The following is a 12,674-nucleotide window of genomic DNA, read 5'->3' as shown; positions in this document are numbered from 1 at the left end:
AGGCAGCGACCTAGGGTCGGGCAACGAAATGCTGGCCTATTCGTTTTGGCTCCACAATCTCCTTAGCTTTCGGGTATGAAGCTTTTTCTATGGGCGCTGCTGGCGCTTTTGCTGCCAGTGCTGGCGAGCTGTTCGTCGTTGTATTTTCCGCCACCGCCGCAGGTGCCGCTGCTCACCCAAAAAGGCGAGTTCAGCGGCGGCATCTATACTAATCTGGATAATAATGTGTCGCTGCAAGGCGCGTATGCGGCCGGCGAGCACCTAGGTGTTATCGGCAATGCCTCCTTTCTGCACAACGATAAAAAGAAGAAATCCCTCGACCACGACTTCGCAGAAGTAGGCCTGGGTTACTACACGCGCCTGAAAGATCGGCGCGTGCTGGAAGTATACGCCGGCCTGGGGGGCGGCCACTCCAAACGTATCGAGCGCGACGCCGAAAAAGTAGTGACCCGCACCCTGGAAGGCGGCCTGACCAAGTACTTCGTGCAGGTAAACTATAGCTCCAAAGACAACAGCAACGTGCACGTCTTCGGCCGCGACTTCCCCATCACCTACGGCACGGCCATGCGCGTCAGCTACTTACAGCTCGATAACTTCAAGCTCGACAACGTAGCCACCCTAGGTGAGGAAAACGTTTTTATCGAGCCCATCACCTACACGCGCCTGCAATTAGTCGGGCCGGTGCAGTTCCAGCTCATCAGCGGCAGCAACTTCGGTTTGCGCCAACGCAAGTACCTGAAGGCAGCTAATGCAGTGTTTAATTTTGGGATAATCGTGAATATTGGCGGGCAGGAGGGGAAACGGTAATTAGTAGCCCGCAACTTTCGTCGTACGCCCCACAATCTTCCGCAGCACCTCCGTTAACGGTTCAAAACCAGTGATTTCCTCAACATCAGGTGACAGCCGCGTCGCCCCGAAGCGGTTCAGCCACACGGGCCGGATACTCACCGCCAAGGCGCCGAGCACGTCGGCCGTCCAGTTGTCGCCGACCATTACGGTTTCGGCGGGCGCGGCACCTAGGTGCTGCATGGCTACCTGGAAAATGCGCGGGTCGGGTTTGGTAACGCCGACGTCTTCGGAGGTAATCAGCGCGTCTATTAGGTGGGTCATACCTAGGTAGCGCAGCTTGTCTTCCTGTTCAGCCGTGCGGTTATTAGTTACAATGCCGATGCGGTACTGCGGTTTTAATGCCTCTAGCAAGGCCAGCGCACCTGTTATCGGCTGGCGCAGGTTGCGGTAATGCGTGTAGTGAAACTGCGCAAATTCGTCTGCTTCCGCTTCAGTAGCCAAAGCGCCATAAGGAGCGAGCAAGCGCTGAAAACGCAGCTGCCGTGCCTCTTGGTAGCTGTAGCGGCCCGCCAATACCAGCGGGTGCATCTCTTCCAATAGCTCACTATAGCGGTTATACAGCTCATCCAACTCTATTTCGCTGGCAAAAGGCAGATTGCTGGTGCTAGCTGCTAGTGCTGCCCGCGCGGTGCCCGCATGATCGAATAGCGTATCGTCGAGGTCGAAGAGGACGGTGGTGGTGCGGGTGGGAGGGGGCGCTTGCTTCTCGTGTAACGCCATAGATAAAATCAGTGAGTATAAAACGTAGCTCTTGGTTAGCGCTACCTAGGTTTCTGGTTTCGGTAAGCGCCAGATGTCTATTGATATTACGCAAAAAAGCCCCGGCGCAAACCGGGGCTTTTCTTTTATTCAGAAGTTAGCAAAACCTAGCTATTCAATACGCGCAGCATCGTATCGCCGATTTCGGCGGGCGAATCCACGACGTGGATGCCGCACTCACGCATGATAGCCATCTTGGCAGCAGCCGTATCATCGGCGCCGCCTACGATAGCACCGGCGTGGCCCATGCGGCGGCCGGGAGGTGCAGTTTGGCCAGCAATGAAGCCTACAACGGGCTTCTTGTTACCGGTTTCTTTGATCCAGCGAGCAGCTTCAGCTTCCATGCCGCCCCCGATTTCACCGATCATTACGATGCCTTCGGTTTCGGGGTCGTTCATGAGCAGTTCTACCGCTTGCTTGGTGGTGGTGCCAATGATCGGGTCACCGCCGATACCGATAGCCGTGGTCTGACCTAGGCCTGCTTTCGTGAGCTGGTCAACGGCTTCGTACGTCAGCGTGCCCGACTTCGACACGATACCAATTTTGCCTTTCGTGAAGATAAAGCCGGGCATGATACCCACTTTGCACTCACCGGCGGTCATTACGCCGGGGCAGTTCGGGCCGATCATGCGCAGACCTTCGCGGTCTTTGAGGTACTCTTTCACCGCAATCATGTCCTTGGTCGGGATGCCTTCGGTGATGGTTACAATAACTTTAATACCAGCGTCAGCGGCTTCCATGATGGCATCGGCGGCGAAAGCCGGGGGCACGAAGATGATGCTCGTATCGGCGCCGGCTTGCTCAACGGCCTCCGCAACCGTGTTGAACACGGGACGGTCGAGGTGCTTGGTGCCGCCTTTGCCGGGCGTCACGCCACCTACCACGTTGGTGCCGTAGTCAATCATTTGCTGGGCGTGGAAGGAGCCTTCCGAGCCGGTGAAGCCCTGCACAATCACTTTAGAATCCTTGTTAACCAGAACACTCATTCGAAACGGGTTTTAGAGTAGCTATTCCGTTGGGGGTAAGACCGTCGGCATCGGAAAAATACCGGCCCACAAAAGTAGGCTTTTTTGGGCCGGCTGCAAGGAGATGGTGAGGTGGTGAAGTGGTGAAATGGTGAGTTGGCGAAGTGGTGGGGTTGATGTTCTGGTGTTTACAGCCCACCTGAACCTGTGCAAACGATAAACTCACCACTTCACCATCGCACATCTCACCGCTTCACCAACTCACCATTTCGTACCTTTGTGGTTCTACTCCACCCCAAACTCATGTACCTGAATCACATAGTGGAAGCCATTGGCAACACGCCTCTGGTGAAACTCAATAAAGTAACGGACGGCATCCGCGGCACGGTGCTGGCCAAGGTTGAATATTTCAACCCCGGCAACTCGGTGAAAGACCGCATGGCATTGAGAATGATTGAAGACGCCGAAAAAGCGGGTTTGCTCAAGCCAGGCGGCACTATTATCGAAGGCACCAGCGGCAACACGGGCATGGGCCTGGCGTTGGCGGCCATCAGCAAGGGCTACCGCTGCATCTTCACAATGAGCGACAAGCAGGGACAAGAAAAGCGGGATATTCTGAAAGCGGTAGGCGCCGAAATCATCATCTGCCCTACCGATGTAACGCCCGACGACCCGCGCTCTTACTACTCAGTGGCGCGCAAGCTCAACGCCGAAATTCCGAACTCGTTCTACCCCAATCAGTACGATAATCTTTCCAACACCGCGGCGCACTACGAAGAGACGGGCCCCGAGCTGTGGGCGCAAACTGAAGGCCGCATCACGCACCTAGCTTGTGGCGTGGGCACGGGCGGCACTATCTGCGGCACCAGCAAGTACCTGAAAGAGCAGAAGTCGGGGCTGGTTACGCTTGGCATCGACACCTATGGCTCGGTGTTCAAGAAGTACAAGGAAACCGGCATCTTCGACCAGAACGAAATCTACCCCTACAAAACGGAAGGCATCGGCGAAGATATTTTGCCGAAGAACGTTGACTTCGACCAGATTGACTTGTTTATCAAAGTATCGGACAAGGATAGTGCGCTGATGACGCGCCGCCTGGCCAGGGAAGAAGGCTTATTCGTGGGCTGGTCGTGCGGTTCGGCGGTGTTTGGCGCCCTGGAATACGCGCGGGAGCACCTGAAAGAAGACGATACAATGGTTGTGATTCTGCCCGACCACGGTACCCGCTACCTGGCAAAAATTTACAACGATGACTGGATGCGCGCGCAAGGCTGGTTACAATAGTTTTCAATACTTTAGAAGCAAGTAGCAACTGCCTTCCGTGATTTTGAACATGACCAAAAAGCTCCAGAATATCGTGCTGGTGGACGATAACGAAACGACCAGCTTCCTGAATAATCGTCTGCTCAACCGGTTGGCTATTGCGGATCAGGTGCGTACGTTCACCAGAGCAGAAGAAGCCTTTGAGTTTCTGTGGGGCAATGGCCGGCAGCCTTCGGAGGCCTCCGACCATCTGCCGGAGCTGGTTTTTGTCGACCTTAAAATGCCCGGCATGGATGGCTTCGAGTTTCTGAAACACTACGACAGCCTGCCCCCCGAGGTGAAAAGCAGAACCGTAATGGCCGTGCTGACCACCTCCATGCACGCCGCCGATACCGCCCGCGTATCGCAGTTCAAAGACGTAGAATACCTCACCAAACCCCTCACCGAAGAGAAAATGCAGAAGCTGCTAGCCAAGCGGTTTTCCGCAAGCTAGGTACCAGTTGTTTGTAGGAACGCGCCACGGCGCGTTCATCGTTGAACGAGGCAGAACGATTAGTTCAGTCAACGCCAACGATGAACGCGCCGTGGCGCGTTCCTACGATTACACTACAGCCTCCACAAACTGAAACGCTTCGCCGTCGAACAGACCTTTGTCGCTGAGCTTCAGGCTAGGTATAACAAGCAGCGCCATAAAGGAAAGCGTCATAAACGGCGCGGCCAGCGGGCTACCTAGCTTTTTCGCCAGCGCATCAATGGCCGTGTACGCCTCCGCCACGGCGTAGCCATCCTGATCCGACATGAGGCCGGCAACGGGCAGGGGCAACAGCAATTCCTCACCATTCTCACCAACGGCCGCCAGTCCGCCTTTCGCCTGAATAACCAGGTTCACGGCGCGGGCCAGGCTCTCATCGTCGCAGCCTACGGCGGTGATGTTGTGCGAATCGTGGCCGACGCTGGAAGCCAACGCGCCACGCTTCAGCCCGAAACCTTTGATGAAAGCTACCGCGGGCGCGGCGGCCGCATAACGATTTGCGACCGTCAGTTTCAAGACGTCGTTGCCTAGGTCAGGCACTACGAGGCCGTTTTCTACTGTAGCACCTAGGTCGCGGCGTGCGGTGATAAGCTGCCCGTCAAAGCATTCGATGACGCGGACTGTTGCCGTGTCAGCAGGAGCAGGTAGTTGAAAATCTTTGGCTCCCACGGGTTCCGCATGGAAGTTATTAACAACGGCTACCGGCGCAGCCGGAATACGCGTCTGGCCGTTCTCGGCCACTAGCTCACCGTTGATATACGTTTGCTGAACCTTGAAGTCCTGTAAGTTATCAACCACGATAAAGTCAGCTGCGTCGCCTTCGCGGAGCAGGCCCACGGGCAAGTTGTAGTGCAGCACCGGGTTCAGGCACGCCACGCGCAGCACCTTCAGCACATCCTGCCCGCGGGCCACGGCGCGCTGCACGAGCTGGTTGATATGCCCTAGCACGAGCGTGTCGGGGTGCTTGTCGTCGGAGCAGAACATCAGGCTCTCGTAGTGTTCGGGCAAAAGATCAATCAGTGCCTCAAAATTGCGGGCCGCTGAGCCTTCCCGAATCAAGATCTTCATGCCCACGGCTAGCTTGTCGAGGGCTTCTTCGGCCGTAAAGCATTCGTGGTCGGTGCTGATGCCGGCGCTGGCATATTGGCGGGCATCGTCGCCGCGCAGGCCAGGCGCATGCCCATCCACAGGGCGGTTGTAGCGCTGAGCCAGGGCTATCTTCTCCATCACCAGCAGGTCGCGGTGCAGCACGCCGGGCCAGTTCATCATTTCGGCCAAATAGCCCACGGCAGGGTTCTGGAAAAGCTGCTCGATGTCGGCGGCGGTGATGGTGGCACCGGCCGTTTCAAAAGGCGTAGCGGGCACGCACGAAGGCGCACCGAAGCAAAACTTAAACGGTACGGTGTTGCCGTTGGCCAGCATGTACTCCACGCCCGCCACGCCCAGCACGTTCCCAATTTCGTGCGGGTCCGATACGGTTGCCACAGTGCCATGCACGACAGCTAGCCTGGCAAACTCAGCAGGCACCAAAAGCGAGCTTTCTACATGCACATGCGCATCCACAAAGCCCGGCAAAATGTAAGGCAGCGCCGGGTCAGGGCTAGGTTCATCGGTGAGTTCAATCCGCCGAATTTTGCCTTCCCCGACGTGAATGGTGCCGAGTGTTATCGTGTTGATAAATAAGTTGATAACGTTGGCACGGAGTGAGAATTCGGCTGGCATAAGCTAGATGCAGGAGCAGGCTAAAGTTGAGGCTACAGGAAGGTGAACGGGTAAAGAACCTTATATTTGCGGGAAAATCCGCCCCTGTGAGAAAGATTATAACGATGCTCTGGCTTACCCTTTTCCTAGGGTCGGGTGTTGCGGCCACCGGTTGCGCGGGTCGCACGGCGCAGCAAAAGAAAACCGCTTCGTATAAGCGCAAAGCCAAATCCGGCCACATTCCCTGTCCGTGCGACAGCCATTAGGCGCAATTGATATGATCTACTCCTTGATGTCTGGCTTTGTCCGTTGGAGGAAAGTGCTTGCATTGTCGCTGCTACTGTTGATTACGCAGGCAATCCAGGTAAGCGCGCAAGTGGGAGGACTTATTATAGCAGGGGTGCGTTCTGCTACCATGGGCGCAATTGCTACTAGCGGCGACTTAGTCAGTTTAGGTAAGGGCAACTATCAATTGGTTGACCAGAGCTGGCACCCGGCTAAGATGTGGCTTCAGGGTCTTGAGGGCGGGCTCCAGGCACAAGAGGAGGGAAGCAGGCAAAAAAGGTTATTTTCCTTGGACGAGGTGCAAGCCGTAGCGACTGTCATCGACACGTTTCGGGTTATGCGGAACTTTGCCGACCCTAAAAAACCTGATGTGAAGGTTCCTGCTTGCTTTGTTAAACAGGTATATAACCGCGGTGGCTATCTGCTGGCAAGTTATAGCTGGACTACCATGAACACTCCAGAGTGGGACGGCGACGGTTTGTTGCTGAGCCACGGGAAGCAGGTAATAACAGTTCCGGTTAAGCGCAAAGAATTCGAGCAGGTAATGTTAAGCCTTTTCGGAGATCATCCGGATTTGGCAAAACAGTTAAAAGCTGGTGCGCTTCGAGCTAAACAAACCAAGCAGATTGTTGCCGTATATGTCAATTGGAAGCAGCAAAATCATTAACAGAAGCTTATTTCTAAATCTTAGCAAGTAAGCGAGTAGCCTTGTTCAATGCCCACTGAATCACCTCTTTCCACGCTGCAAAACGCCGCTGAAGCCGTCCGCCAGCAGCTGCGGCTCACTGCCTTCGACGCCGAAGGGGTGCAGCGCTTGGCAGAAGTGATTGAGGCGCAACGACCTGGCCTGACGGATAGCAGCCGGGAAAACACCGTGACGGCGCTGGGCTGCTACCTAGGTCAGTGCATGGTGCAGACCTACGGCGGGCAGTGGGCCGCCGGGCCCGATGGTACCACGGGTGTCGGCTTCGGCGGGCACTCTTTTTTCAATCCCTTTTACCGCGTTGCCGAACAGCTCGCCCACGGCCGACCTTCGTCGGTAGCCGTATTCTTTACGGAACTACCTGAACGTCTGGCTGCCGCCTCCGGCCGTAAAGAACAAAATTCGTGACTCACCCTAGCCCCAAGCCGCCCGATTTTGCCATGCAGAAACTTGTCATTGCCATCGACGGCTATTCTTCGTGCGGTAAGAGCACCACGGCCAAAGCCGTAGCCGCCGCCCTGGGCTACGCCTACATTGATACCGGCGCCATGTACCGCGCCGTCACGCTGTACTTGCTTGATCATCAGATTGCCTTCGACGATCTGCCGCGCATCGAGCAGGCGCTGCACGACATGCACATCAGCTTCAAGCGCAACCGCCGCACCGGCCGCAACGAGCTGTGCCTCGACGGCCAGATTCGGGAAGATGAAATCCGGCAGATGTACATCTCCAATAATGTGAGCGAGGTGTCGGTTATTCCGGCCGTGCGCCACGCCATGGTACGCCAGCAGCAGCGCATGGGCCGTAAGCGGGGCGTGGTGATGGATGGCCGCGACATCGGCACTACTGTTTTCCCCGACGCCGAAGTGAAGGTGTTTATGACGGCCGATACCCATACCCGCGCCCTGCGCCGGCAGGAGGAGCTAGCTGAGAAGGGTGAGCAGGTGGAGCTAGGTGCCATTATCGAAAACCTCACAAAGCGTGACTATATTGATTCGACACGCGCCGAAAGCCCCCTGCGCCGGGCTGCCGACGCTGTGCTGCTCGATACCACGCACATCACCATCGACGAGCAAGTGGATTTTGTGCTCGAACGAGTATCGGCGGCGTTGTTTTCGCGGGCCATGCTGGCGCAGTCGCACAACGGCTAGGGGAAACCTAGCCACCCTGTCAGGTTCGATTGGGGCGCGAAAGTTGTAAGAGTAAGTCTGTTTGTTGAAGAAAGCGCATGAACGTCACGATAGATAAGAATTCCGGCTACTGCTTCGGCGTTGAGTTTGCCATTCAGATGGCCGAAGACGAGCTGGCGCACGAAGAAACCTTGTACTGCCTCGGCGACATTGTGCATAACCGCATGGAGGTGGAGCGCCTCTACCAGCAGGGCCTGCGCATCATCGACCGTGAGCAGCTGGCCGCACTCCACGATTGCAAAGTGCTCATCCGGGCGCACGGCGAGCCGCCGGAAACCTACGAGCTAGCTTTGCGCAACAACCTGGAACTTATTGATGCTTCGTGCCCGGTGGTGCTCAAGCTCCAGAACCGCGTAAAGCACGCCTACGACGCCACCAAGCGCCAGGATGGCCAGATTGTCATCTATGGCCAACCCGGCCACGCGGAAGTCACTGGCCTCACGGGCCAGACCGGCAATCGCGCCCTGATCGTGATGAACGATGCCGACCTCGACCAGATTGACTTCACCCGGCCCGTTACGCTCTTCAGCCAGACCACGAAAAGCACAGCCGGTTTCTACCACATGAAGCAGCTCATCGAAGAGCGGATTGCGGCAGCCGGTGGTGAGCTAGCTTCCTTTGATGCCAACGACAGCATCTGCCGCCAGGTGAGCAACCGGGAACCGGCCCTGGCCAAGTTCGCCGTGCAGCACGATGTCATCGTGTTTGTGAGTGGCCGCAAAAGCTCCAATGGCAAAGCCTTGTTCAGCGTTGTTAATAAGACGAACCCGCGCAGCTATTTCGTGGAAAACGAGCAGGAAATAGATGACGAGTGGTTCCACGGCGCCGAGTCAGTTGGCATTTGTGGAGCCACCAGCACGCCCATGTGGCTCATGCAGCGCGTCGCCGACCGCATTGAGCAGGTGGCAGTTAGCGTGTGAGCCTGACCTAGCTTTTACTTCCTTTTATTTACCCGGTCAACTTGGCCGGGTATTTTTTTAGCTCTCTCCGCTATGCGCAAGTTTTTCAATTATTTCCTCAACGGCTTTCTTATCGTGGCGCCTATTAGCCTCACGATGTACATCTTGTATGCGAGCATCAGCTGGCTCGATGCGCTATTTCGCTTCAATGGGATGCCGCCGGGCCTAGGTCTGCTTTCGGCTATTGTGGTGCTGACGGCAGTAGGCTTTATCGCCAAGTCGTTTATGGTGCGGCCATTCCTGGTTATTGCTGAGCGCATTCTGCACCGCACGCCGCTGGTGAGCATTATCTACTCCAGTCTTAAAGATTTATTCGACGCGTTTGTAGGAGATAATCAAAAATTTAACTGCCCGGTGCTGGTGCGGCTCAATGCCACGGATCAAGTGTTTAAGCTAGGTTTTGTAACGCAGGACCACATGACTTCCATCAACCGGGAACAGCTCTTGGCCGTGTACTTTCCCCACTCTTATAATTTCTCCGGCGAGCTGGTGCTGGTGCCCAAAGACAACGTGACGTATCTGGAGCTGCCCAGCAGCGAAGTGATGAAGTTCATCGTGTCAGGCGGTGTTTCACGATTAGGCTAGGTTCCACGGAGTGTGTCGCCGAGCGATGTAGCGCGAAGCTCCCGCTTCGCGCATCGTTGAACGATGTCGTTGCAAAAACCTAGGTGCGAGTCGTTCTAACGATACGCGAAGCGGGAGCTTCGCGCTACGACGTTCTGTGCTGTCGTTCTAGCGATACGCGAAGCGCAGGCTTCGCGACATATTGCTTAATCGGGGACGAATAGAGTCGTAATTATGTTCTATTCCTGATGATTACGGAGCAATTAACAACAGAAAATAAACGCGTAGCCGGCAAGACGAAACTGCACTACCAACGCTACGGCGACGGGCCGCGGGTGGTGCTGGCTTTTCATGGCTACGGACAAAGTGAAGGGCACTGGCGCTCAGTAGCTTCCGTGCTAGGTCCGGACGTGAGCGTGTATTCCTTCGATTTATTTTACCACGGCAAAAGCCGGTTGATGAAAGCCGACGCGCCAATCACCAAGAAGCGCTTGGCCGAACTGCTAAGTCAGTTTTTGCATGAGCATAAGATTACGAAGTTCAGCCTGTTGGCCTTCAGCATGGGCGCCAAGTTTGCGCTGACGGCCGTGGAAAACTTCCCCGATCAGCTAGAGCAAGTCTGGCTGATTGCGCCGGATGGTATTCGCGCGCAGCTGTGGTACACGCTGGCTACTTCGCCACTTTTAATTCGCGGGTTGCTGGGTCGGGCGGTGCTGCGGCCACAGCGGCTGCTCGGCTTTATCAACAAGCTGAGCGAGAAACGCCTGGTTGATCCGGGTTTGGTACGCTTTGCCGAGTGGCAGCTGGATAGCCGTGAGAAACGACTGCGCGTGTATCGTAGCTGGGCTGGGTTTAAGAACCTAGCTTTTGACCTGAGAAAGCTAGCCTCGTTGCTCAACCGCAAGTCGACGCCGGTTACGTTTTTCCTTGGCAAATACGACCGGGTGATTCCGCCCGCGGGCCTGAAGCAGTTTATTGGTTCCTTGAAGAAAGCTAATACGGTGCTGTTGGATGCAGGTCACGCCGGCCTGATCTACGATGTAGCCGCGTACTTGCGTCGTCATCCGGAAACGCGGCTGTAAGGAAAAGCTAGGTTGTGCCGGCCGGTCTGATGCCCTAGGTGTTGGACCGGCAGAGAAGAACAGGAAGCACGAACCGTAACCGTTCATCCCTCTTTTTAGACAGTTCAGCTGGAAAAGTTACTGCCTGGGTAGCTTTGTTTTTGAAGCAAATAACCTAGGTCGGTAGCTTTGATCATTAATCCTGAGTAACTTCTCGCTACCTTATAACAGCTGAACCATGGAAACGACATCCCGCGACCCCGAACTCTGGCGCCAGGCAAAATCCCGCGCCAAATTCAAGTCTCATCTGTTCACCTACTTGTCCGTCAATGCGCTGCTGTGGGTCATTTGGGCCCTTACCTCTCCCCATCAGCTCTATCCGTTTCCTTGGCCGGTTTGGTCGACTTTCTTCTGGGGCTTTGGCGTCGTGATGCAAGGCATTAATACCTACGGCGGCCTCGGCCGAAATACCCTTATGGAGCGCGAATACGAGAAGCTACTTCGTCAGAAACAGAATACGCTTCGTTAGTGAGTAACTAAGTAATTCGGCTATCCAACCTAGCTTTTTGGGTTAGCTGAGTAATGGCGTGGCTGAGTAAGAAGCAAATCCGTACGATAGGAGGAGCTTTGATATTCAGTCATTCAGTTATTCTTTTATGTGTCTCCGCCGATTTCTACCTGTCATACTGCTGGCGCCGTTGAGCCTAGCTTTTGCGCCCGAACGCCTCACGGCTCCCGCTGATGCGAACCTGAGCAAAATCAAGCTGCCGGCGGGTTTCACCATCAGCTATTTTGCGCAGAACGTGGGTGGTGCCCGCGAAATAGCCGTCGGGCCGGATGGCACGGTGTACGCGGGTAGCACCGGCGACAAAGTATACGCCTTACCCGACCGCAACAAAGACGGCCGCGCCGATGAAGTCATTACGGTAGCTACCGGCTTGAACTCGCCCAATGGCGTGGCTGTGCGCAACGGCGCCCTCTACGTGGCCGAAATCAACCGTGTGCTGCGCTACGACAATATTGCCAAGCAGCTGAAAGCTAGGCCTAAACCCGTGGTGGTGTATGGCAAGCTGCCCGACAAAGAGTGGCACGGCTACCGCTACATTGCCTTTGGCCCCGATGGCAAGCTGTACGTGCCCGTGGGTGCGCCTTGCAATTCATGCTTGCCCGAAGCGCCCGTTTTTGCCACCATCAACCGCATGAACCCCGATGGCTCCGGTTTTCAAACTGTTGCCAAAGGTGTGCGCAACACCGTCGGTTTCGACTGGAGCCCGTTGGATAAATCCCTGTGGTTTACCGACAACGGCCGCGACCAGCTCGGCGACGACCTGCCTTCCGACGAGCTAAATCGGGCGCCGAAAGCGGGCTTGCACTTCGGCTTTCCATACTTCTTCGCCGGCGACGTGCCCGATCCGGAACTGAGCAAAGGCAAATCGGTGGGCAGCTATGTGAAGCCCGCGCAAAAGCTAGGTCCGCACGTAGCGGCGCTGGGCATGAAGTTCTACACCGGCAAGCAGTTTCCGGCTAAGTACCGCAATCAGATCTTCATCCCCGAACACGGCTCTTGGAACCGTAGTCAGAAAATTGGCTACCGGATCAGCCTAGTAACGCTCGACGCCAGCGGCACAAAAGCGACGAGTTATACCACTTTTGCGCAAGGCTGGCTGCAAGGCCAGACGCCGTGGGGACGCCCAGTATGCCTGCTGCAAATGCCGGATGGCTCCTTGCTCGTTTCCGACGATCAAAATGACGCGGTGTACCGTATCAGCTACCGACGATGAGGTGGTGAGCTTGTGAAATGGTGAGTTTTCAGGCGGCATCACTGCGAATTATTAAGGATATT

At 55.8% G+C, this 12,674-nt stretch carries 14 protein-coding genes and 1 pseudogene; 12 read left to right on the top strand and 3 right to left on the bottom strand.

The window, feature by feature from the left end:
- The first annotated feature begins 75 nt into the window (after window positions 1–75).
- Complete coding sequence (locus tag IEX74_RS13835) at window positions 76–807, top strand: hypothetical protein (protein ID WP_188814608.1); 732 nt, start codon at window positions 76–78, stop codon at window positions 805–807.
- On the opposite strand, the gene IEX74_RS13830 is transcribed toward IEX74_RS13835, so the two are convergent.
- Window positions 808–1,569: an HAD family hydrolase gene (locus IEX74_RS13830; RefSeq protein WP_188814607.1), complete on the bottom strand. Its 762-nt coding sequence runs from the start codon at window positions 1,567–1,569 to the stop codon at window positions 808–810.
- A 146-nt stretch (window positions 1,570–1,715) separates the two neighbouring features.
- Window positions 1,716–2,594: a succinate--CoA ligase subunit alpha gene (gene sucD / locus IEX74_RS13825; RefSeq protein WP_188814606.1), complete on the bottom strand. Its 879-nt coding sequence runs from the start codon at window positions 2,592–2,594 to the stop codon at window positions 1,716–1,718.
- 282 nt (window positions 2,595–2,876) lie between these two features.
- On the opposite strand from sucD, the pseudogene IEX74_RS13820 reads away from it, so the two are divergent.
- Both IEX74_RS13820 and IEX74_RS13815 read left to right on the top strand, forming a co-directional pair.
- Window positions 2,877–3,854: pseudogene (locus IEX74_RS13820) on the top strand (PLP-dependent cysteine synthase family protein); the annotation flags it as partial.
- A 52-nt stretch (window positions 3,855–3,906) separates the two neighbouring features.
- Window positions 3,907–4,329: a response regulator gene (locus IEX74_RS13815; RefSeq protein ID WP_188814604.1), complete on the top strand. Its 423-nt coding sequence runs from the start codon at window positions 3,907–3,909 to the stop codon at window positions 4,327–4,329.
- Window positions 4,330–4,437: 108 nt separating this feature from the next.
- Here IEX74_RS13815 and ade read toward each other — a convergent pair whose 3' ends face one another.
- Entirely contained in the window at window positions 4,438–6,090 is a 1,653-nt protein-coding gene (ade, locus tag IEX74_RS13810; RefSeq protein WP_188814603.1) for an adenine deaminase, read from the bottom strand.
- 86 nt (window positions 6,091–6,176) lie between these two features.
- Between ade and IEX74_RS13805 the strand changes: the two genes are divergently transcribed.
- The 9 genes from IEX74_RS13805 (at window position 6,177) to IEX74_RS13765 (ending at window position 12,612) form a co-directional block, all read left to right on the top strand.
- Window positions 6,177–6,335 carry a hypothetical protein gene (locus IEX74_RS13805; protein ID WP_188814602.1) on the top strand — a complete coding sequence of 53 codons (159 nt, stop codon included), beginning with the start codon at window positions 6,177–6,179 and terminating at the stop codon, window positions 6,333–6,335.
- Window positions 6,336–6,346: 11 nt separating this feature from the next.
- Window positions 6,347–7,021, top strand: coding sequence for a hypothetical protein (locus IEX74_RS13800; RefSeq protein WP_188814601.1), 675 nt, complete (start codon window positions 6,347–6,349; stop codon window positions 7,019–7,021).
- Between the two features lie 48 nt (window positions 7,022–7,069).
- Window positions 7,070–7,465, top strand: a complete 396-nt coding sequence (locus IEX74_RS13795; protein WP_188814600.1) for a hypothetical protein — start codon at window positions 7,070–7,072, stop codon at window positions 7,463–7,465.
- Window positions 7,466–7,497: 32 nt separating this feature from the next.
- Window positions 7,498–8,208 (top strand): (d)CMP kinase, encoded by a 711-nt coding sequence (gene cmk, locus IEX74_RS13790; RefSeq protein ID WP_188814599.1) that lies wholly within the window; start codon window positions 7,498–7,500, stop codon window positions 8,206–8,208.
- Between the two features lie 77 nt (window positions 8,209–8,285).
- Complete coding sequence (locus IEX74_RS13785) at window positions 8,286–9,167, top strand: 4-hydroxy-3-methylbut-2-enyl diphosphate reductase (protein ID WP_188814598.1); 882 nt, start codon at window positions 8,286–8,288, stop codon at window positions 9,165–9,167.
- 72 nt (window positions 9,168–9,239) lie between these two features.
- Window positions 9,240–9,791, top strand: a complete 552-nt coding sequence (locus IEX74_RS13780) for a DUF502 domain-containing protein (RefSeq protein ID WP_188814597.1) — start codon at window positions 9,240–9,242, stop codon at window positions 9,789–9,791.
- 227 nt (window positions 9,792–10,018) lie between these two features.
- Window positions 10,019–10,852, top strand: a complete 834-nt coding sequence (locus tag IEX74_RS13775; RefSeq protein WP_188814596.1) for an alpha/beta fold hydrolase — start codon at window positions 10,019–10,021, stop codon at window positions 10,850–10,852.
- Between the two features lie 217 nt (window positions 10,853–11,069).
- Complete coding sequence (locus IEX74_RS13770; protein WP_188814595.1) at window positions 11,070–11,360, top strand: 2TM domain-containing protein; 291 nt, start codon at window positions 11,070–11,072, stop codon at window positions 11,358–11,360.
- Between the two features lie 127 nt (window positions 11,361–11,487).
- The gene (locus IEX74_RS13765; protein ID WP_188814594.1) at window positions 11,488–12,612 is read left to right on the top strand and encodes a PQQ-dependent sugar dehydrogenase; all 1,125 of its coding nucleotides are present in this window, start codon (window positions 11,488–11,490) and stop codon (window positions 12,610–12,612) included.
- Window positions 12,613–12,674 lie beyond the last annotated feature (62 nt).

It is taken from the genome of Hymenobacter cavernae (assembly GCF_014641455.1).
Classification (GTDB): domain Bacteria; phylum Bacteroidota; class Bacteroidia; order Cytophagales; family Hymenobacteraceae; genus Hymenobacter; species Hymenobacter cavernae.
The sequence above is the reverse complement of the archived record's forward strand: the minus strand, read 5'-3'. Positions and strand labels throughout refer to the sequence as shown.